This is a genomic window from Janthinobacterium aquaticum, assembly GCF_009208565.1.
GTDB lineage: Bacteria > Pseudomonadota > Gammaproteobacteria > Burkholderiales > Burkholderiaceae_D > Janthinobacterium.
This window is the reverse complement of the sequence record NZ_WFLK01000001.1, coordinates 571,156-591,678: the sequence shown is the minus strand read 5'-3', so window position 1 is coordinate 591,678 and position 20,523 is coordinate 571,156. Positions and strand designations below refer to the sequence as shown.

General features: G+C 63.6%; 21 protein-coding genes and 1 riboswitch. Of the genes, 13 read left to right on the top strand and 8 right to left on the bottom strand.

Translation table 11 applies throughout. The annotated features are described in order from the left end of the window. Window positions 1-27: 27 nt before the first annotated feature. Together GCM43_RS02700 and GCM43_RS02695 are read left to right on the top strand one after the other, a co-directional pair. Window positions 28-1,290, top strand: coding sequence for a DEAD/DEAH box helicase (locus GCM43_RS02700; RefSeq protein WP_152241935.1), 1,263 nt, complete (start codon window positions 28-30; stop codon window positions 1,288-1,290). An 83-nt stretch (window positions 1,291-1,373) separates the two neighbouring features. Beyond that, window positions 1,374-1,844, top strand: coding sequence for a hypothetical protein (locus GCM43_RS02695; protein WP_152241934.1), 471 nt, complete (start codon window positions 1,374-1,376; stop codon window positions 1,842-1,844). On the opposite strand, the gene GCM43_RS02690 is transcribed toward GCM43_RS02695, so the two are convergent. The 4 genes from GCM43_RS02690 to GCM43_RS02675 are packed head-to-tail and all read right to left on the bottom strand — an operon-like array spanning window position 1,845 to window position 5,278. After that, window positions 1,845-2,516, bottom strand: a complete 672-nt coding sequence (locus tag GCM43_RS02690; protein WP_152241933.1) for a hypothetical protein — start codon at window positions 2,514-2,516, stop codon at window positions 1,845-1,847. Continuing rightward, window positions 2,513-3,523, bottom strand: a complete 1,011-nt coding sequence (locus GCM43_RS02685) for an MlaD family protein (RefSeq protein ID WP_152241932.1) — start codon at window positions 3,521-3,523, stop codon at window positions 2,513-2,515. Before GCM43_RS02685 ends, GCM43_RS02690 begins: the two co-directional genes overlap by 4 nt. A gap of 23 nt (window positions 3,524-3,546) precedes the next feature. Beyond that, on the bottom strand, window positions 3,547-4,359 hold the full coding sequence (locus GCM43_RS02680; RefSeq protein ID WP_152241931.1) for an MlaE family ABC transporter permease: 813 nt from the start codon (window positions 4,357-4,359) through the stop codon (window positions 3,547-3,549). 55 nt (window positions 4,360-4,414) lie between these two features. Continuing rightward, a complete protein-coding gene (locus tag GCM43_RS02675) occupies window positions 4,415-5,278 on the bottom strand; it encodes a LysR family transcriptional regulator (RefSeq protein ID WP_152241930.1) in 864 nt (287 codons plus the stop codon). Window positions 5,279-5,396: 118 nt separating this feature from the next. On the opposite strand from GCM43_RS02675, the gene GCM43_RS02670 reads away from it, so the two are divergent. Further along, window positions 5,397-6,779: an MFS transporter gene (locus GCM43_RS02670; RefSeq protein ID WP_152241929.1), complete on the top strand. Its 1,383-nt coding sequence runs from the start codon at window positions 5,397-5,399 to the stop codon at window positions 6,777-6,779. 7 nt (window positions 6,780-6,786) lie between these two features. On the opposite strand, the gene ribB is transcribed toward GCM43_RS02670, so the two are convergent. Then, the gene (gene ribB, locus GCM43_RS02665; RefSeq protein ID WP_152241928.1) at window positions 6,787-7,437 is read right to left on the bottom strand and encodes a 3,4-dihydroxy-2-butanone-4-phosphate synthase; all 651 of its coding nucleotides are present in this window, start codon (window positions 7,435-7,437) and stop codon (window positions 6,787-6,789) included. A gap of 96 nt (window positions 7,438-7,533) precedes the next feature. Further along, window positions 7,534-7,675: riboswitch (FMN riboswitch) on the bottom strand. Between the two features lie 150 nt (window positions 7,676-7,825). On the opposite strand from ribB, the gene GCM43_RS02660 reads away from it, so the two are divergent. The 6 genes from GCM43_RS02660 to GCM43_RS02635 all read left to right on the top strand — a co-directional run bounded on the left by GCM43_RS02660 (window position 7,826) and on the right by GCM43_RS02635 (window position 15,359). Further along, on the top strand, window positions 7,826-10,696 hold the full coding sequence (locus GCM43_RS02660) for a M16 family metallopeptidase (protein ID WP_152241927.1): 2,871 nt from the start codon (window positions 7,826-7,828) through the stop codon (window positions 10,694-10,696). A gap of 80 nt (window positions 10,697-10,776) precedes the next feature. Further along, window positions 10,777-10,974, top strand: a complete 198-nt coding sequence (locus GCM43_RS02655) for a hypothetical protein (protein WP_152241926.1) — start codon at window positions 10,777-10,779, stop codon at window positions 10,972-10,974. Between the two features lie 133 nt (window positions 10,975-11,107). Continuing rightward, window positions 11,108-12,625, top strand: a complete 1,518-nt coding sequence (locus GCM43_RS02650) for a methyl-accepting chemotaxis protein (protein ID WP_152241925.1) — start codon at window positions 11,108-11,110, stop codon at window positions 12,623-12,625. A gap of 103 nt (window positions 12,626-12,728) precedes the next feature. After that, window positions 12,729-13,598 carry a ThiF family adenylyltransferase gene (locus GCM43_RS02645; protein WP_152242040.1) on the top strand — a complete coding sequence of 290 codons (870 nt, stop codon included), beginning with the start codon at window positions 12,729-12,731 and terminating at the stop codon, window positions 13,596-13,598. A gap of 2 nt (window positions 13,599-13,600) precedes the next feature. After that, window positions 13,601-14,698 carry a nitroreductase family protein gene (locus GCM43_RS02640; protein ID WP_319636931.1) on the top strand — a complete coding sequence of 366 codons (1,098 nt, stop codon included), beginning with the start codon at window positions 13,601-13,603 and terminating at the stop codon, window positions 14,696-14,698. A gap of 1 nt (window position 14,699) precedes the next feature. Beyond that, the gene (locus tag GCM43_RS02635; RefSeq protein ID WP_152241924.1) at window positions 14,700-15,359 is read left to right on the top strand and encodes an acyltransferase; all 660 of its coding nucleotides are present in this window, start codon (window positions 14,700-14,702) and stop codon (window positions 15,357-15,359) included. On the opposite strand, the gene GCM43_RS02630 is transcribed toward GCM43_RS02635, so the two are convergent. From GCM43_RS02630 to GCM43_RS02620, 3 genes are all read right to left on the bottom strand, one after another. After that, window positions 15,356-16,369 (bottom strand): EDSAP-1 family PEP-CTERM protein, encoded by a 1,014-nt coding sequence (locus tag GCM43_RS02630; protein WP_152241923.1) that lies wholly within the window; start codon window positions 16,367-16,369, stop codon window positions 15,356-15,358. The two genes, GCM43_RS02635 and GCM43_RS02630, sit on opposite strands and share 4 nt — an antisense overlap. Before the next feature lie 85 nt (window positions 16,370-16,454). Next, window positions 16,455-17,435 (bottom strand): EDSAP-1 family PEP-CTERM protein, encoded by a 981-nt coding sequence (locus GCM43_RS02625; RefSeq protein ID WP_152241922.1) that lies wholly within the window; start codon window positions 17,433-17,435, stop codon window positions 16,455-16,457. 196 nt (window positions 17,436-17,631) lie between these two features. Further along, a complete protein-coding gene (locus GCM43_RS02620; protein ID WP_152241921.1) occupies window positions 17,632-18,843 on the bottom strand; it encodes a glycosyltransferase in 1,212 nt (403 codons plus the stop codon). Window positions 18,844-18,985: 142 nt separating this feature from the next. Between GCM43_RS02620 and GCM43_RS25730 the strand changes: the two genes are divergently transcribed. The 4 genes from GCM43_RS25730 (at window position 18,986) to GCM43_RS02610 (ending at window position 20,486) form a co-directional block, all read left to right on the top strand. Beyond that, window positions 18,986-19,150, top strand: coding sequence for a hypothetical protein (locus GCM43_RS25730; protein WP_193315517.1), 165 nt, complete (start codon window positions 18,986-18,988; stop codon window positions 19,148-19,150). Between the two features lie 174 nt (window positions 19,151-19,324). After that, on the top strand, window positions 19,325-19,462 hold the full coding sequence (locus GCM43_RS25725) for a hypothetical protein (protein WP_193315509.1): 138 nt from the start codon (window positions 19,325-19,327) through the stop codon (window positions 19,460-19,462). Window positions 19,463-19,588: 126 nt separating this feature from the next. Then, complete coding sequence (locus GCM43_RS02615; protein WP_152241920.1) at window positions 19,589-19,957, top strand: hypothetical protein; 369 nt, start codon at window positions 19,589-19,591, stop codon at window positions 19,955-19,957. A gap of 70 nt (window positions 19,958-20,027) precedes the next feature. Continuing rightward, complete coding sequence (locus GCM43_RS02610) at window positions 20,028-20,486, top strand: acyl-CoA thioesterase (protein WP_152241919.1); 459 nt, start codon at window positions 20,028-20,030, stop codon at window positions 20,484-20,486. Window positions 20,487-20,523 lie beyond the last annotated feature (37 nt).

The window sequence follows — 20,523 nt, the reverse complement described above, 5'->3', positions numbered from 1 at the left end:
CCTTTTCCAAGAACAAGAAGGCCCGCCATGCCATTTTCCTCACTGGGTCTGATTCCCGCCCTGGTCCGCGCCGTTGAAAAAGCCGGCTATGCCGCGCCGACGGCCATCCAGTCCGCCGCCATCCCTGCCGTGCTGCGCGGCAGCGATGTGCTGGGCGCGGCGCAAACCGGCTCGGGCAAGACGGCCGCCTATGCGCTGCCGCTGCTGCAAGCGCTGATGGCGCCAGTATCGGGCCCGCGCCAGGTGCGCGCGCTGATCCTGGTACCCACGCGCGAGCTGGCCGCGCAGGTCGGCCAGACGCTGCATGCACTGGCCAATCCGCTGCCCGTCAAACTGAAAATTGCCGTGCTGTTCGGTGGCGTGTCGATCAATCCGCAGATGATGGACTTGCGCGGCGGCGCCGATATCGTGGTGGCCACGCCGGGGCGCCTGCTCGACCTGGTCAAGCACAATGCCGTCAAGCTGGGCGGCGTGTCGTGCTTCGTGCTCGATGAAGCGGACCGGCTGCTCGACATGGGCTTCAGTGAAGAAATCGGGGCGGTGCTGGCGCTGCTGCCGGCAAAGCGCCAGAACCTGTTTTTCTCGGCCACCTTTCCCGACAGCGTACAGGCACTGGCGTCCAGCCTGCTGGTCGATCCGGTGCGCATCGAAGTGGCGTCCGAGCCGCAGGACAAGCCCGATATCGTGCAGCGCGCCATCACGGTCGATGCGGCGCGCCGCACCCAGTTGCTGCGCTACCTGGTCTTGCAGCAGCAGTGGGAACGGGTGCTGGTGTTTGTTGCCACCAAGTATGCGGCCGAGCATGTAGCGGCCAAGCTGCAGCGCGCCGGCCTGCATGTTGGCGCGTTTCACGGTGAATTTGCGCAAGGCACGCGTAGCCAGCTGCTGGCCGACTTCAAGGCCGGCCGCTTGCAGGTGCTGGTGGCCACCGATGTGGCTGCACGCGGCATCGATATTGCCGGTCTGCCGGCGGTCATCAACTACGACCTGCCGCGTTCGGCCGCCGACTATATCCACCGCATCGGCCGCACCGGCCGCGCCGGCGAAAGCGGCATGGCGGTCAGTTTTGTTACGGCCGATACCGAAGCGCATTTCCGCCTGATTGAAAACCGCAACGATCTGCGCATCGTGCGTGAAGTGGTGGCCGGTTTCGAGCCGACCGAACAGGCCACGCCCGTCAGCGCCTTCACCGACACCGTCAACGGCGGCGTCAAGGGTGCGCGCAAGAGCAAGAAAGACAAGCTGCGGGAGGTGGCGGCGAAGGCGGCAAAGGCGGCAGAAAGCAGTTAAATTGGTTCTTGTGTGCGCCAGCCCCTTGAGTGGAGCGTCTTGCCGTTTTACTATAGGCGTTCTATAAAGCAACGGAGTTGCGCATGCAGAACAAAATATGGACGCTGATGGCCGCTGCCGGGCTGGGTTTGCTGAGCGCCTGCGCCAGCTTGCAGGGCGGTTCGGGCTTGAACCTGACCATGCCGGGCACCGTCCCAGCCAATCCGGCAGTGGCTGCCACCTGGTATAACCCGCCGGCCGAATTTCCCGGCATCTGCATCACCCAGTTCAAGGATGGCAGCCTGCGCTTTGACGGCGGTTTTGCGTTTTTGAATCCGGGCCGCTGGTCGTACGATGCGGCCACTGCGGAACTGCGCTTCGAGCTCAAGCCCTGGCCGCAGCTGGCCAAGGCGCATGCCAATACCGGCTTGCACCAACAATTGCTGCGTGTCGAGGCCGACAAAAACGCACTGGTCTACCGCGTCAAGGCCGAGACCAAGTCCATCGGTTTGGGCGGTTTTATCTTCTACCGCGATATGGCGTGTCCGGGCAAATCTGGCAAGGCCGCCAGTTGATTACAAAGGCTTGCCGCTTTTTTCCACCACATCCATGCGCCGTGCGATGCGCTGCGCTGCGTCAAGCTGGCCAGCCTGTTCCAGTCGCAGGCGCTGCACGCCCAGCCAGGCCAGCAGCGGCCGGCGCCAGCCCTGGTCCGAAGCGGTGGCGACAGCCGTGTCGAGCAGCGCAGGGGTGGCGCGGTTGGCGCGCAGCAGCACGCCGGCAGCCACCAGGCGTGACAGCGGCTCCCTGATCGCCGCCACGGCATCGGCCGCAGCCGTATCGGAGGCGGCAGCGGCCGGTGCGCGCTGCGCTTCGGGCAGCAGGGCGATCTGTCCAGGCTGCACTTTTCCCAGCAGATAATCGGCATAGGCGCGATCGGCTTCGCCGGCGTCGCTGCGCAGTTGCTCGAAGCCGGGGCAGGCGTCAAGCGCCAGGCTGGCCACGCGCGCCGCGCAGCGCAGCAGCTCGACACGGGCGATCAACTCGAATTTGCCGGTGGAGCCGACCTGCGCGCGGGCGCGTTCGAATTCAGCTTGCTCAACGCGCGCATCGCCACTCAGATAGGCTGATTCAAAGCGTTCAAGCGAACTTTGCGCCGTCATTTTCCAGTCCGGCACCGGCGGGCCGCTGGCGCAGGCGGTCAGCAGCACGCAGGCCAGCAAGGCAGTGACTTGTTTCATTCTCATGGCAGGGTAATCTCCGGATTGCGCTTGAACGGCCATTTACGGTTCAGTTCGTTGACCAGTTGCTCGACCTTGCGCAGATTGCTTTCCACCTCATTGCGCAGCGGTGCCAGGTCGGCGGTGGCCGCTTTGGCATTGGCGCCGACGGCCTGCGCTTCGACCAGCACGGCGTCGACTTTTTTAAGGCTGGCGCGGGTGTCGGCCAGCAGCGCGTTCAACTGCACGATGGTGGCCTGGGCATCGGTCATCACGCCCTGTTCGCCGAATACGCGCGTGTCGGCATTGCCCACCAGCGTACTGGTGCGGCGCGCCAGCTGGTCGGCCGTGACCAGCAGCGCATTGGCGCGTTCGACCAGCAGTTTGGATTGCGCGTCGTCGCCGGTCAGCAGGCCCATCGCGCCGCCCGGGCCGCTCAGCTTGCCGGTGACGGCCTGCACATTGCGCATGGTCGAGTCGAGCGGCGAATCGGCGCCGGTCAGGTTGCCCAAGTTGGCCAGCAGATCCTTGGCCGCGGCCAGCAGGCGCGGAATTTCAGCGGCCATATCGCCCACCAGCAGGTCGCGCGTGGCCTTGTCGGGCAGCGGCGGGTCGGTCAGGATGCCGCTGTAGGCGCGCAGCTTGGCGCCGCCGACAATGCCGCGCTCGAGCGTGAAGATGCTGCTGGTGCGCAGCCAGTGCGCGTCTTTTTCCGGCACGTCGACAATCACGCGCGCACGCCCGTCCGGCGCCAGTTCGATGCGGCGTACGCGGCCGATGGGAAAGCCCGAGAAGGTCAGGTCGGCGCCGACCACCACGCCGTCCGAATCGTCGGTGGCCAGCACCAGCTCCTGGGTTGACTCGAAGGCGCCGCGCGCATACATCAGGTACAGCACGGAGCCGGTGATCAGCACGAACATCGAGATCAGCAGGATGGCCGCCTTCAGTTCGGCGTGGCGCACCGGTGGCGGCGCGGGCAGCACCGCGTCGGGCGCGGTAATATCGGTCTGGTCGGGATTTGGGGTCTGGCTCATGGCAGGCGAATAGGATAAAGGAGTCAGTAGTAGTTGCCCATCAGGGAGGCGACTTCAACGAGCAAAATAACGGAAAACAGGCGCAGCATTTCGGACAGGCCGTGCGCGGCAAACAGCCGGTGGCGCCGGTCGGGCTCAAGCGGATAGTACGATGACGCGAGCGGTATCAGCGCCACCGCAAAGCTGAAAAACACCACCTTGAGCATCAATATCAGCAGCACCGCCGGATTGAAGATCTGGCCGACCACGCGCGTATAGCCCTGCAGCGCCCATGGCGTAAAACCGTAGATCACCAGGTAGGCCAGAATCAGCGAACTGACGCAGCTGAAAATGGCCAGCATCCAGACCGCAAAAATACCCGACATCACGCGTGGAAAATATTCGCGCCGCAGCAGGTCGACGTTCTGCTTTTGCAGGCTATCGAGCGCGCCGGTCGAGCGCATCTGCGCAAAGGCAATGCCGTCGGGCAGCGTCAGGCGCAGCGCCACGAACAGCGCGGCGGTGAGCGGAATCAGTTCAAGCACCAGCACACGCACCACCATCTCCAGCGCATAGCGCGACAGGCCGTAGCTTTGCGCGCTGACCACCACGATGCGGATCAGCACCAGGCTGACCAGTGCGCAGGCCACGCTGAACCACACCAGGTTGGGCGCGGTATTGATCACCAGCCGGTGCGCCAGCAGCGGACGGTTGCTGCGGTTATAGCTCGATGGCGACAGCCCCAGCGAAAAAATCAAAATTGAAAAATGCAGCAGGCTCCACCAGCTGCGCAGCCAGGCGATGGTGGCGCGGTGCAGGCGATGCAGGCCGATGATCAGGGAGACGGAACGGGTCATCGTGGCATCTTAACATCGGCCGCGTTCGCCGGGCGATACGGCTGGTGTGCGTCGGCTATTGTGCGACGCTGGCGATAATCGCATCGGCCGCGGCGCGCACGCGCGCCGAGCGCGCCAGGTCGCCATGCATGACCAGCCAGACGTCATACGGCTCGCTGCGCTCGGGCCAGATGCGCACCAGTTGCGGGTCGCTGTCGCCCAGATGGGTGCCCAGTTCGGCAATGCCCAGCCCGGCGCGCGCCGCTTCCTGCAGCATCATCGCGGTATTGACCTCCATCGCCACGCGGGCATTGGCCACCGGTTCTCCGGCCAGTTTGTCGGCATGGCGCGCCGCCACCGACTGGTGATAGATCACGATATCGTGGCCGGCCAGCGCCGTGCCGCGCTGCGGTTCGCCGCGCTCGGCCAGATAGGCGGCCGAAGCGTACAGGCCCAGGTTGCGTTTGACCAGGTGGCGCGAAATCAGGTCCGGGTCCTGCGGGCGCGCCGAGCGTACGGCCAGGTCGGCTTCGCGCCTGGTCAGGCTGGTCAGCTGTGGCGACACATGCAGCGCAATGCGGATGTCGGGGTGCTCGTCATGCAGGCGGCGCATGGCGCGCATCACGAAGTGGCTGGCCATGCTGTCGGTGGTGGCCACCCGCACCAGGCCCGACAGGCGCGTATCGACGCCCTGCATTTCGCGCTGCAATCGGTCCGCTGCGCGCTCCATCGCTTCGGCCGCCGCCAGCGCCAGTTCGCCGGCCGGCGTTGGCACATAGCCCGATGGCGTGCGCAGGAACAGCCTGGCGCCGAGCGCCGTTTCCAGCGCGGCCAGGCGCCGTCCGCAGGTGGCCTGGTCGATGCGCAGCAGCGCTGCTGCGCCGCGCAGCGTGCCGGCGCGGCCGATGGCCAGGAAAATGCGGGCGTTATCCCAGTCCATCGCTGTGTCCTTGTTTTAGTGTGATGCATTTTTGCATCAGGGTGCCGATTTTATGGGCGTTTACTGCATCATGCAAGCTTTCTACAATGCGTTTTTCTTCGTGCTTTCAAGGACTCTCATGTCTTCCGTTGTAACTGGTCGCCGGCCTTTTCCGGTCTTGCTGACGCTGGCGCTGGGCTTTGTGATGGCGATGCTTGATGTGACTGCGGTCAATGTTGCGCTGCCCGGCATTGCGCTCGATCTGCAGGTGCCGCTGGCGGGCCTGGTATGGGTGGTCGATGGCTATACGCTGACGTTTGCCGCACTGCTGCTGGCCGGCGGCGCACTGGCTGATCGCTACGGTCCGAAGGCCGTCTATCAGGCAGGCCTGGCGCTGTTCCTGGCCGGCTCGGCGCTGTGCGCCATGGCGCCCGACGGCGTCTCGCTGACGGCGGCGCGGCTGCTGCAAGGGGCAGGTGCTGCGCTGTTCATGCCCAGTTCGCTGAGCCTGCTCACGCACAGCTATGAAGACCCGGCGCTGCGCACGCGCATGCTCGGTGCCTGGTCGGCGCTGGTGGGCGTGGCGGGGGCCTCGGGGCCGCTGGTCGGTGGCCTGCTGGTGCATCAGTTTGGCTGGCGCAGCGTGTTCTGGATCAATCTGCCGCTCGGTGTGCTGGCCATCGTGATGGCGCAGCTGTTGCTGGCGGCGCCACCGAAGCGGCCGCGCGCGCTGTCGCTGGGCAGCCATGCGTTGGGCGTGGCGGCGCTGGCGGGCCTCAGTTTTGTGCTGATCGAAGGCCCGGTGCTCGGTTGGCTGGCGCCTGCCGTCTTGCTGGCGTCGGGCCTGACACTGGCGAGCGCTGCTGTGTTGCTGCAGCGCGAGCGGCGCGGCAGCCATCCGCTGCTGCCGCGCGAACTGTTTCAGGGCAGCAGTTTTGGCGCGGCCAATGGCGTCGGTTTCCTGATCAATTTTGGCGTTTTCGGCCAGCTGTTCCTGCTCAGCCTGTATCTGCAGCAGGGCGGCAGCGGCGATGCGCTGCAGGCAGGCCTGCGGCTGTTGCCGATGATGGCGGCTTATACGGTCGGCAATTTTATGGCTGGCGGCATCGCGGCGCGCCATGGCACGCGCAGGCCCATGCTGCTGGGCTTGCTGGTGGCGGCGGCCATGGCCGCCTTGCTGGCGACGCTCCAACTGGCCGCGCAGCAGGCCTTGCCGTATGGCGTGCTGGTGCCAGTGGCGGTGCTGATGAATGTGGCAATCGGCATTGCGATTCCGGCCATGACGGCCACCGTGATGCAGGTGGCCGGCAAGGCGCATGCCAATAGCGCGGCAGCGGCATTGAACGCCAACCGTCAGGTCGGCGCGCTGGTGGGCGTGGCGCTGGCCGGCAGCATGCTGCAGATGGCGCCGGGCTGGCCGCAGCGCATCGTGCTCGCTTACGCTGCCGTGGCCGTGGCCTATGCGCTGGCGGCAGGGCTGGTCGACCGGCGCATCGCAGTGCCCACCTCCGTACCGGCTTGACCCTGCTTTATGTGGCCTCGTGCCGCTGGCGCCAGGCGACCAGCTCTTCGATGGTCAGGATGGGCATGCCGTGCAGTTCGGCAAAGCGCTCGATATCGTCGCCGCGCATCATGCTGCCGTCCGGGTTCATCAGTTCGCACAGCACGCCGGCCGGGCGCAGGCCGGCCATGCGCGCCAGGTCCACAGAGCCTTCGGTGTGGCCACGGCGCTCCAGTACGCCGCCAGGGGCGGCGCGCAGCGGGAATACATGGCCGGGACTGACCAGGTCGGACGGAGTAGCCGATGCGGCAATGGCTGTGCGGATGGTGGTCACGCGGTCGGCTGCCGAGACGCCGGTAGTGACGCCCTCGCGCGCTTCGATCGAGACGGTAAACGGCGTGCCGTAGCGGCTGCCGTTATGTTGCGACATCATCGGCAGTTGCAGGGCCTGAACGGTGGCAGCCTCCAGGCACAGGCATACGATGCCGCTGCATTCGCGGATCAGCAATGCCATGGTTTCATTGGTGATTTTGTCGGCTGCCAGGATCAGGTCGGCTTCGTTTTCACGGTCGAAATCGTCGAGCAGGATGACCGGCACGCCGGCGCGCATGGCGGCCAGCGCCGATTCGATACGACCTTCAAGGTCATTCGATTGCAGGGTGTAGCTATTGACTAACATGGGTGGAACGCTCCTCGCATAAGCGAAAAACGCTGCAGGGCAAGCGCATAGGCGCAGCAGGCCGCGTCGCGCAGGCGAGCGGGCAGCTGGACTACCGCACATCTTCTTTCATCCGGACTATACCGTCGGCTCTGGCATCGCACCAGATCTGCTGACCCTCCCGAAGGAGGCGCTCGCGGGCTTGACCGTGGCCGGTCTTACCGCCGGTGGGGAATCGCACCCCGCCCCGAAGACGTATTGTTGTGCCGGTCACATAACCGGCGGCAATACTTTAGCACAGATAGGCCATTGCGGCAGTCGCCCGGCCTCGGCATCCTAAGCTGATTTTAATCGCGGAAAGGCCGATTCGGTGTAAGGTAGCGCCGTTACGCCTTAACCACGAGAGTACATGAAACTGAGACCATTACGCCTGATCACGGGCGCCGTATTGCTGGCCTGCGCCTGCATGGCGCAAGCACAAATCGCACTGAACGATCCGCTGCCGCTGTCGCCGGAGGTAACGGTCGGCAAGCTGTCCAATGGCCTGACTTACTACATCAAGAAAAATGCCCGTCCGGCCCAGAAAGTCGAATTGCGCCTGGTGGTCAAGGCCGGCTCGATCCTGGAGGATGACGACCAGCAGGGCCTGGCGCACTTTACCGAACATATGGCCTTCAATGGCTCGACGCATTTCAAGCGCAATGAGCTGATTTCCTATCTGCAGTCGATTGGCGTCAAGTTCGGCGCCGACCTCAACGCCTACACCAGCTTCGACGAGACCGTGTATGTGCTGCCGATCCCCACTACGCAAAAAGGCAACCTGGAAAAAGGATTCCTGGTGCTCGAAGACTGGGCGCACGGCCTGAAGTTCAATCCGGCTGACATTAACAGCGAGCGCGGCATCGTGCTCGAAGAGGCGCGCCTGGGCAAGGGCGCCAGCGACCGCATGAACAAGGTACTGTATCCGAAGCTGCTGAACGGCTCGCGCTATGCCGAGCGCATGCCGATTGGCAAAGAGTCTGTGCTCAAGACCTTCAAGCCGGACACCATCAAGCGTTTCTACAAGGACTGGTACCGGCCCGACCTGATGGCGGTGATGGTGGTGGGCGATGTGGAACCGAAGCAGGCCGAGGCGATGATACGCCGGCATTTCGGCAAGCTGAAAAATCCGGCCAAGCCGCGCCCGCGCACCTATGCCGAAGTGCCGCTGCGCGAACAGACCGAAGCGCTGGTCATTACCGACAAGGAAGCGACCGACGATACGGTCTTTATCCGCTATCCGATCCGCCCGGCGCAGGAACCCGTCACGATTGCCGACTACCGGCGCCAGATGATCGAAAACCTGTACGGCCAGATGCTGAGCGCGCGCATGCAGGAACTGACGCAGCAGGCCGATCCGCCGTTTATCCAGGGCGGCAGCAGCATGGGCAAGCTGGTGCGCGGCTATGAGTCGTTCAGCGCTTATGCACTGTTGGGCAAGGGCGGCGTGCAGCCGGCCATCGCAGCGCTGGTGCGCGAGGACGAACGGGCGCGCCGCTTCGGTTTCAGCCAGGATGAACTCGACCGTGCGCGCAAGAATATGCTGCGCAACTACGAGCGCGCCTACAACGAGCGCGACAAATCCGATTCGGCCGGCTTCGTGGCCGAATACTCGCGCAACTTCCTGGAAAAAGAGGCGATACCGGGCATCGAAAATGAGCTGATGTATGCGCGCGAATTGTTGCCCCAGGTTAGCTTGCAAGAGCTTAACGAGACCGTGGCCAAGGTGATTCCCGACCGCCAGAAAAAGCTGGTCGTGTATATGGGAAGTGAGATGGGAAGTGAAACAGGCAGTGAAGCAAATGCCGGCGGCAAAGCAGTGCCGACCGAGCAGCAGCTGCTCGACGCGGTAGCGCAGGCTGAGCAGCAACAGGTCGAGCCGAAGCTGGAAAAAGTGGTCGACAGCAAGCTGATGGATGGTCCGCCAGCCGGTGGCAGCATCGTCAGCGAAACCCTCAATAGTGCCATCGGCGTGACCGAGCTCAAACTGGGCAATGGCGTGCGCGTGCTGCTCAAGCCGACCGACTTCAAGAACGATCAGGTGCTGATGGGCGCGACGCGTTTCGGCGGCCAGTCGCTGTTTGACGACGCCGACGTCTACAACGCGCGCTATGCCAGTGCGGTTGTCAGCAACATGGGCCTGAAGGACCTGGCGCCGCTGGATCTGCAAAAGGCCATGGCCGGCAAGACCGTCAACGTGGGCGCTTCGCTGGGCGAACTGAGCGAAGGCTTTGGCGGTTCGTCCAGCAGCGCCGATGTGGAGTCGATGCTGCAGCTGGTCAACCTGTATATGCACCAGGTGCGGCGTGACCCGGCGCTGTTCCAGTCGTATATCGGCAAGCAGCAGGACCTGGCGAAAAACAGCATGCTGCAGCCCGAGACGGTGTTCTACGACACGGTCCAGCGCACCATGTTTGGCGACTCGCCGCGCATCGACGGCGTGCCGCATGCGAGCGACTTTGCCAAAATCGACCTGGACCGTGCGCTCGAGATTTTCCGCCAGCGCTATGGCAGCGCGCGCGACATGACGTTTTTCTTTACCGGCAGCTTCGATGTCGAGACCATCAAGCCGCTGCTGGCCGCTTACCTGGGCACCTTGCCGGTGGGCGAAGTGCCGCACGCTTACCGCGACCTGGGACTGCGGCCGGTCAAGGGCGTAGTCAAAAAAGCGGTGTATATGGGCAGCGAGCCGAAGAGCAATATTTCAATCAACTTTACCGGCGAGGTCGAGTACTCCGACGAGCAGAAAATGGTCTTGCAGGCGCTCGGTGAAGTGCTCAATCTCAGGGTCATCGACGTGCTGCGCGAAAAGATGAGCATGATCTATGGTGGCGGCTTCGAGACGGCCATGGGCAAGCATCCGTATGGTCATTACACGGTAGGCCTGTCGCTGCCGACCGGCCCTGAAAATGTCGACAAGGTGATTGCGGCGGCGTTTGCCGAGATCAAGCGCATGAAGACCGACGGCCCCAGCGCAGCCGACTTGGAAAAAGTCAAGCTGAACTGGATTACACGCCAGAAGAAAGCCATGCGCGAGAACAGCTACTGGATGAGCCAGCTGATGGGCAGTGTCACGCAGGAGCGCGATCCAACCCAGATTCTGCGCTACGAGCAGCGCGTACGCGCCATCACGCCACAGGCCGTCAAACAGGCGGCGCAGCGTTACCTGGATCTGAACAATTATGTGCAGGTGGTGCTGTATCCCGAGCAGAAAAATGTGACAGCCAGCAACAGTCATTAATTCAGGGTAGGGCCGGCAGCGGGGGAACTGCTACACTGTCGGCTATCGATGCGATAGCGCATGCAAGCTGAGGAAGCAAGATGGCAAAGAAAGAAGAACTCGATCCGGAAACCCTGGAACTGATCAACTGGTGCATCGAGGTCGAAGGCTTCCTGGTTGCCGGCGGCGCCACGCTGGCGCAGGCCCAGGAGCATATCGAAGAGCAGGTCGAATGGTTTACCGACCAGTTCTACGACGGCCTGACGCCGGAAGAAGCGGCCAAGGAAGCGTTGGCCTGATCAGCTGAGCAAGTAGTATCCAATGCGGGCGGTGCCTGCCGGGCATCGCCCGGTGGCGCCGCCCGTTTTGCTTTTCTGAAAAGCTTTCCTTAACCTATATCCCTGCATTTTCTTTGTATTTCCCAAGGTTCCCATGACTCTGCGTTCCCGTATTCTGCTGTTGTGCTTTACTACCCTGCTGGGCATTATCCTGATCGCCTCGGCCTCTCTTTTTTCGATGCGCCAGGGCCTGATGGCCGAACGCGTGGAGCAACTGACCGTCCTGGTCGAACTGGCCAATGCTTCGGTCGAGAAGGCCTATGCGCTGGAACAGTCGGGCAAGCTGACGCGTGAGCAGGCGCAGCAGCAGGCCAGGCTGGCCGTTGGCAGCTTCGTCAAGGACGACATGTATTATTTTGTGCGCGACTACAGCAGCGACCTGCTGTTGGTGCATCCGAAAGCATCGCGCATCGGCGTGCCGCAAGATGGCATGAAACAGTCGGGGGACAATTACCGCGCCGCGCTGGCCGGCAAGCGCGTAGGCGTGGTGCAGGCCGATGGCACGCGTCCCGGCGTGACAGGCCCGGTGGCCAAGATGTACACGGTAATGAAGTTTGCACCTTGGAACTGGCTGATCGGCACCGGCACCTATATTGACGATATCAACCACAAATTCTGGGCCCAGGCGCGCATGCTGCTGGCCATCGGCGGCGTACTGATGCTGGTGGTGGCCGGCATGGCGACGGTCATGCTGCGCCGCATCGTGGGCCAGCTCGGCGGCGAGCCTGACTACGCAGCGGCCATCGTGGCGCAGATTGCGCAGGGCGACCTGACCACGCCGATCAGTACCCGGCCTGGCGACACCGGCAGCCTGCTGCTGGCGATCCGCGCCATGCGCGACAACCTCGCGCATCTGGTCAGCCAGGTGCGCCGCGACGCCGACGCCATCTCGACGGCATCCGCTGAAATTGCTTCCGGTAACCATGATCTGTCGGCACGCACCGAGCAGCAGGCCGGCGCACTCGAGGAGACCGCCTCGACGATGGAAGAAATGACCTCGACCGTGCGCCAGAACGCGGACAATGCGCGCCAGGCCAACCAACTGGCCGTGTCGGCTTCGCAGGTGGCTGTGGAGGCGGGCGGCGTGGTCGGGCAGGTGGTCAGCACCATGGGCGCGATCAACCAGTCGTCGAAAAAGATCGGCGATATTATCAGCGTGATCGATGCGATTGCCTTCCAGACCAATATCCTGGCCCTGAATGCGGCAGTCGAGGCGGCGCGCGCCGGTGAGCAGGGGCGCGGCTTTGCCGTGGTGGCCGGCGAAGTGCGCAACCTGGCGCAGCGCTCGGCGGCGGCGGCCAAGGAGATCAAGCAACTGATCGACGACTCGGCCGAACAGGTGGGCGCCGGGGAAAAGCTGGTGGCACTGGCCGGCGCCACGATGGACAAGGTGGTCGTCAGCGTGCGCCAGGTCAGCGATATCGTGGCGGAAATTTCGGCCGCCAGCGGCGAGCAGAGCGCCGGCATTGAACAGATCAATCAGGCGATTGTGGAAATGGATAATATGACCCAGCAGAATTCGGCGCTGGTGGAACAGGCTTCGGCGGCAGCGCAGGCGATGAACGATCAGGCAGCCGGCCTGGCGCAAGTGGTCAGCGTTTTCAAGGTGTAGGAAGGCAAATAAGGTATAGAGCTGGAGCAAGGTTTCGTTCGATTGACGGAACTTTTTTGCAGGCCGTTTGTCCAAACCTCTTTGGTATGAGGTGAAGGTGATGATGGCAGACGGTTTTTTCTATGATGCAGCATTTGCCCGCAATCTGGGCTGGGTCACGCAGCAGGAGCAGCACAGTTTGCGCGGCAAGCGCGTGGCCATTGCCGGCATGGGCGGCGTGGGCGGCGTGCATCTGCTGACGCTGGCGCGGCTCGGTATCGGCGCGTTTCATCTGGCCGATTTCGATACCTTCGATATCGCCAACTTCAACCGCCAGGCCGGCGCCATGGTCTCGACGCTGGGCCAGCCCAAGGTCGAGGTGCTGGCGCAGATGGCGCGCGATATCAATCCTGAACTCGATCTGCAGCTGTTTCCCGATGGCGTCAACCAGGGCAACCTGGCGGCTTTTTTCAAGAATGTCGACCTGTATGTCGATGGCCTTGATTTCTTTGCCTTTGCTGCGCGCCAAGCTACTTTTGCCCTGTGCGCGCAGTTGGACATTCCGGCCATTACCGCAGCGCCGCTGGGCATGGGCACTGCCGTGCTGAGTTTTCTGCCGGGTCAGATGACGTTCGAGCAATATTTCGGCTGGGGCGACCTGCCGGACGAAGAAAAGGCGCTGCGTTTTCTGGTCGGCCTGGCGCCGGCCGGCCTGCACGGACGCTATCTGGTCGATCCCACGGCGATCAACCTGAAGGAGCGGCGCGGCCCTTCCACCATGATGGGTTGCCAGCTCTGTGCTGGTGCGGCCGCCACCGAAGCGCTGAAAATCCTGCTGCGGCGCGGCACGGTGCGCGCGGCGCCGCATGGCACGCATTTCGATGCGTATCGCAACAAGCTCGTGCATACCTGGCGTCCGGGCGGCAACCGCCATCCGCTGCAGCGCCTGGCCATGGCGCTGATACGGCGCCGCAGCCCAGCCCAGGGCACATGATGGTGGCCGCCTTGACCCTTGATCCCGTGCTGGCAAGCATACTCGAACAGGCGCGCTGGGCGCCCAGCGGCGACAATACCCAGCCCTGGCGCTTTGAAATAGTCGGCCCACGCCGGGTGGTGGTGCATGGTTTCGATACGCGCAGCCACTGCGTGTACGACCTCGACGGCCATCCCAGCCAGCTGTCGCTGGGCGCCTTGCTTGAAAGCATGGCGCTGGCTGCCAGCAGTCACGGCTTGCACATGGAGGCGCAGCGGCGCACCGGCTTGCCGGACGCCACGCCGACCTTTGAGCTGCGATTTGTCGACGCGCCGGGCCTGATACCCGATCCGCTGGCCGCATATCTGCTGGCGCGCAGCGTGCAGCGGCGCGCGCTGAGCACGCGGCGCCTGCGCGTCGATGAAAAGGCTGCGTTGGCGGCCAGCTTGCCGCCTGGTTACAGCGTGCTGTGGCTGGAAGGCGCGCGCCTGCGCCTGGCCTGCGCGCGGCTGATGTTCGACAATGCGCGGCTGCGCCTGACCATGCCCGAGGCGCATCAGGTGCATCGCGATGTGATCGAATGGGGCGCGCGCTTCAGCGATACGCGCATACCCGACCAGGCGCTTGGCGTTGACGCCGTGACGGCCAGGCTGATGCGCTGGATTATGGGCAGCTGGCGCCGCGTCGACTTTTTCAATACCTGGCTGGCTGGCACGCTGGCGCCACGCCTGCAGATGGATCTGCTGCCGGGCTGGCGCTGCGGTGCGCATTGTGTCTTGCTGGCAGACACGCCGCCGCGTCACATCGACGACTATGTGGCGGCGGGGCGCGCCATGCAGCGCTTCTGGCTGGCGGCAACCGAACTGGGGCTGCAAATGCAGCCGGAACTGACGCCGTTGATCTTTGCCCGCTATGCGCGCGAGCGGCGCGTGTTTTCCCGTGCGCCAGGGCTGCATGAGCTGGCGCAACAACTGGCAGGGCGTACCGAGGCGCTGCTGGGCAAGGATGTGATTGAGCGGGCCGTATTTATGGGCCGCATCGGCGCCGGGCCACCCGCGGTGGCGCGCTCGCTGCGCCGGCCGTTGAGCGAACTGCTGGTCGTGCCTGGCAAGGGGGCGTGACATGCGCCGTATCGGCACGCTTGAAATTGTCGTCTTCCTGGGTTTGCTGGCGCTGATCGTGTTGCTGGGCATCGGTGGCGCCGCCTGGCTGGTGGGCATGCTGACACTGGGGCAGTGGCGCCCGATCGCCTTGATGGCGGCGGCAGTCGTGCTGACCTATCTGTGCGCCTTTGCCGTGTACCGGCTGGCGCTGCGTGTCTGGCCGCTGGTCGAAGGTAGCGCCGCACCCGGTTCGCGGGCGGCCTTTGCCGCCAATCTCAATATCCTGTTTTACTTGTTGTTGTTTAACAGTTTGATTCGTACCCATTTCCTGCCCTTGCCGCTGCTGCGCCTGGTGTACCTGGCGCTCGGGGCGCGTCTCGGAGAAAATACCTACAGCGCCGGCGCGCTGCTCGACCCGCCTTTGATCACGATTGGCAGCAATACCATCGTCGGCCACGATGCGGTGGTGTTTGCGCATGTGATCGAAGGCGAACGCCTGGAACTGCAGCGCGTGTGGATCGGCAGCGGCGTGACGATCGGCGCCCACGCCGTGATCATGGCTGGCGCGCGCATCGGCGACGGCGCCATGATTTCAGTCGGCGCGGTGCTGACCAAGGGCAGTGTGGTCGGCCCTGGCGAAGTCTGGGGCGGCATTCCGGCGCGTCGCCTGAAAGGCTAGGAGTGACATGCCTGGCGCGCTTTGCGACGCGCCAGGCACAGCCCTGCCAGTCCCAGCCCCAGCAGGGCCAGCGTAGCCGGCTCGCTGACCAGCTGCACCGTCGGGAAAATCGACAGATCGGCGCTGTTGACGGTGTTCAGGGTCAGCGTGTAGTTGCCCGCCACCAGGTTATTGGTCAGCGCTGTATAGGCGCCGCCGCAACTGCTGCCGGTGCCCGTGCCGGTAGGCGCGCCACAGGCGAGCGGGTCATAGGTCAGCAGCTTGCCGCTGGTCAGGGTATTGCTTGAGTAGCTCAGATTGAGGTCGGCCGCATCGGCAAATTCGGTGCCGCCGCTGATGCCTGAGCCTATGGCGCCGTCCGGCGACCAGTTGAACACGGTTTGTCCGACTGCATTGGTGATGGTAAAGCTGACCGACATATTGGCGCTCGACGACGAACCGGGGCCTGCCAGCGCATCGAGATACACCTGCATGAAGGGCGCGGCCAGGAAGTTGAACAGGATGGTGGCGCCCGGTGCGCCAACCACCAGGTTGACGCGCAAGCCGGTGTTCGAACCGTTGCGTCCTGAGGCATCGGCGTTGCCGGCATCGAACAGAAAAGCTTCGGCAGCATTGACTGAATGCGTGCTGGTAGCGCCGGCAGGGAAGGGCGGAATCTGCGAGCTGATGATTTGTGCATCGCCGCGCGAGTACGAGGCGCCGCCCTGGCCTTGCTGGCTGAAATTGTTTTGCCCTTTGGTGACGGCGCCCAGGCTCGATTGCGGCGCGTCGATAAAACCATTGCCGCCGCGAATGACGCTGCTGCCATTCAAGGTGGCGGTCGAGCGTGAAATATCGGTATTGCCTGCCACCGCAATCGAGCCGGTGGGGTTGCTGACGGTCAGGCCGAAGATATTACTGTAAGAATAAGCATAGGCCGAAGCGCTGGCCTTGCCGCTGGCGCCGGCCATCAGCAGACAGGCCAGCGCCAGCGAGCAGATTAAAGTCGGAAAAGAAAAAGGCTGTTTCATAGGGCGTCCCGGGCGTGTGCGCCGTGGCGTTGCTGCAAGGCGCCACGGCAGGCAGGTGTAAAAAAAACCGACAGAGCGCTGCCGTTCAAGCGGTGAGCCGGCGGCGGCTGGCGTAGCCCAGGCCGGCCAGTCCCAGGCCGAGCAGGGCCAGCGTGCCCGGTTCCGGCACGGCAGCCACCTTGACCAAGTCGACGCTTTCCACCGCGTTCAGTGTCAGCGTGTAGGCGCCCGCCACCAGCGCATTGGTCAGCGCCGTGAAGGTGCCGCCGCAGCCGGTGCCGATGCCGGTGCCGGTCGGCGTGCCGCAACCGGTCGGGTCATAGGTAAACAGGTTGCCGCGTGTCAGGAAGTTGGTCGACAGATTGGTGTTGAGATTGGCCGCGTCGGCAGACTCGGTGCCGCCGGTAATGCCGGAGCCGACCACGCCGTCCGGCGCCCAGTTGAAAATGGTGGCGCCGGCCGCGTTGGTGATGCTGAAGGTCACGACCAGGTTGGCCGTCGATGACGAGCCTGCTCCCACATCGTTGTTCAGGAACACTTGCATGAAGGGATCGGCCAGGAAGTTGAACGCCAGCGTGGCGGTGGGCGAACCGACCACGAAGTTGACGGAAAAGCCGGTGGTCGAGCCGTTGCGCCCCGAGGCGTCGGCGGTGCCGGCCGTATCGAGATGGGCTTCGGCCACATTGACCGCCTGGGTGCTGGTGGCGCCCGGTGGGAAAGGCGGGAACTGGGTGCTGACGATCTGCGCATCGCCGCGCGCGTAGGTGCCGACCGGGCCTTGCTTGGTGAAATTGTTTTCGCCATTGGTGACGGCGCCGACGGCCGACTGTGGCGAATCGAGCGTGCCGGAGCCGCCGTTGATCACGCTCACGCCGTTGAGCGTCGAGGTGCTGCGCGAGATATTGGTGGTGCTGGCCACCGTGACCACCCCGGTGGGATTGGTAATGGTCAGGCCGAAGATATTGTCATAGGAGTAGCCGTAGGCGCCTGCCTGCGCGCTGCCTGCCGCGCACAGCATGGCCAGTGCGGCAGCGGCGGGGAGCAGTTTCAAGTTTGAAATGTTCATTTTGCGAACCTCGTCATGGGTGGAAGAGTGGCATCGGATGAGCCCTGTCGGGAGGAACTCACGGGTCTTCAAAGCCACTTTCGTGCCAGGCCGGGTTTTTACTGCGTAATCAAGCACTTGCCCTGTTATCTGCAGCGCGCCATGTCGGCTGTCGCAGGCAAGTGTAAAAAAAGCCGACAGCGTGGCGCCGTCAGGTTCAGGCTGGCAGCAGTTCTGCCATGCTTGCCTGCAGGCGAGCAATCGGCTGGTATTGCCCGAACAGCCTTGCCAGATGCTGTGCGGCGCGTCTGGCGTGCGGGTCGCCCAGCAGGCGCGTGCAAAGCGCGCGCAACACCGCTTCCTGCAGGCGGTCGGCGCGCAGCAGCGCTCCGGCGCCAGCGCTGACGATGGCGTGCATATTGAGGAACTGGTCAAGGTTGCCGGCAATGCCGATCACCGGCACGCCGGCGCGCAGCGCCTGGTGGCTGGTCGGGCTGCCGCCATTGCAGATCACGATGCTGGCGTGGCGCGCTGCCGCATCGCCAGGCAGGAATGGCGCCACGAAGGCGTTGGGCGGCACGCTGGCCAGGTCGATATTGCCGGCCGTAGCCGCCACTACAGTCACCGGCAGCGGCGCCAGCGCGCGCAGCACGTGCGGTAACAACTGCGCCAGGCCGGAGCTGCCCAGGGTGACGTAGACGATCGGCCGGCTGCTGTCCAGCACGCTTTGTTGCCACCACGGCGGCATGGCCACCGGCGGCGCCCAGGTGATTGGGCCCAGAAAGCCATGGCCTGCCGGCATCGCCGGCGAGCCGAACAGTTCGGCAATATCGGCGTACAGGGTGTGATCGGCATCGGTATAGATGCGGCGCAAGTCGCTACCCAGCGAGGGCAGGCCATGCCGTCGGCGCACGCGGTTGAGCGGCACGGCGTGCGAAGCAAAAGCGATTGGCCGCACCAGGCGGAACAGCGTGTCGGCCAGCCAGATGGGCAGCGTGCGCGTTATCGGCAGCGCCGGCACCGTGTAGTGCTGGCGCACATGCGGACTCCAGTAGGCATTGCTGATGGTGATATAGGGTATCTGCTGCAGGCGCGCGCTGACCGACAGCGACAGGCGAAAGTCGCCGATCACCAGATCGGGCTGGACCGCTTGCAGCAGGCGCATATCATCGGCTACGTAGGCTTGCAGCGTGGCCTCATCGTACACCGGACTGCCTTGCGCCAGTGCCTGCAGAAACTGCTGCGGCGTGATGCTGTCAATGCGCCAGCGCTGGAAAGTGCTGCCCTGGAAACAGAAATCATAACCGTCGGCGCAGGCAAAATGGATGTCATGCTGTTCAGGCGGCAGGCCTTGCGCCAGCGTCAGCAGGCGCCCGACATGGGCCAGGGTGACGGCTTCGGCAAGTAACAAGATTTTTTTTCGACGCATTGTTGCTCCACGGCTGGCGCCAGGCAGCAGGCCCGGCACCCTGTTTGGAGTCTTTGCAGTGAAGAAAGTTCCTGCTGTACCTGTTCCAGCGGCGCGACATGATCGGGCCGCCTGCGCTAGAGTGGCCGTAAAGGAGATCGCCATGAACGATGACATAGTCAAGCACGCCCACAGCACGCCCGAGCCCGATATCACGCCGCCGCCCGAAGGCGACCCTGTCACGCCGCCACCGGACAGGCAGCCCGAGGTCGATCCGGTGCCGGTCGAAGAGCCAACGCCGCCGTCGCCGCCGGTGAAAATGCAGTAACCATGCAGGCAGCTTCGCGTGGCACGCCATTTAAACAACAGCGTTCAAGAAAAGCGTGCTCTGGCACACACAAAACGCGGTTGAACGTGTGTGTGTCACGCAGCCGTCACGATTCTGTTCTTATAATGAGCTATCGAAAACACATGGCGTTTTGACGCGAATACGGAGACCATCATGGGCAATTCTTTATACAACAAAATCCATCTGGGACGCCGGCCTGTGCTGGAAAACAAAAGCCTGCTGGCACTGGCGTTGACCGGCGCCGTGGCTGGTTGTGGCCTGGTCTGGCTGGTGTTGCGCACGTTGAAATAAACAACAGTTCTTCAGCTTGCCGTGCGCCGCGCGCCTTGCGTGCGGCCATGTACTGACGTTGCCTGTTGCCGTTGTGCAGCCGGGCGCGTACCATGAGGGCCGAAACCTGGCCTCTTATGGAAATGTATGAAGAACGAAAAATTAACAACCGACGAATATGATGCGCTTGAACAAGTTGCGCGCGGCATCAAGACCGAGCGTCCAAGCGCTTGCGTGGCGCGTAATGCCAAGCGCCTGTCGGGCCTCAAGCTGCTCAGCTATGCCCGCGATGGCCGCCTGTCCATCACCGACAAGGCAAAGGAAATGCTGTTTCTGCGCCGCTGCATCATGGGCCTGCGCGCCGTGTCTGCCGACCCGCTGGCCGCGCTCGATAGCGAAGTAGGGTATTTCCTGAGCAAGAAAGCCCATATCGTCGCGCGCGCCGACGGCGCCGGACACGATATCACCGACAAGGGCCGCGACTCGCTGGCCGATATCGACACCCTGGGCCTGTAAGGCCTTGCAGCCGGCCCTGCAAGGCCGGTTTCCTGTTACTCATTCCCTGGAGAATACTTTGGACAGTGCGATGAACTGGTCGGCCCATGAACTGACGATGACGGTGCTGATGACGCCCGACATGGCCAACTTTTCCGGCAATGTGCACGGCGGCACGATCCTGAAATATCTCGACAGCGTTGCCTATGCTTGCGCCAGCCGTTATTCGGGCAGCTATGTGGTGACCTTGTCGGTCGATCAGGTGATGTTTCGCCAGCCCATCCATGTGGGCGAACTGGTGACCTTCCTGGCCTCGATCAATTACACCGGCAACACCTCGATGGAAGTGGGCATCCGCGTGGTCACGGAAAATATCCAGCAGCGCCTGGTGCGCCATGCCAACAGCTGCTATTTCACCATGGTGGCGGTCGATGCTGACCGCAAGCCGGTGGCTGTGCCGCCTTTGGTGCTGGAAACGCCCGAGCAGAAGGTGCGCTTCGAGCAGGCCAAGCTGCGCAAGCAGGTACGCCAGGAGCTGTCGAAGAAGTAAGCCAGCCAGCACACAAGTAAAAACGGCCACCAGATTG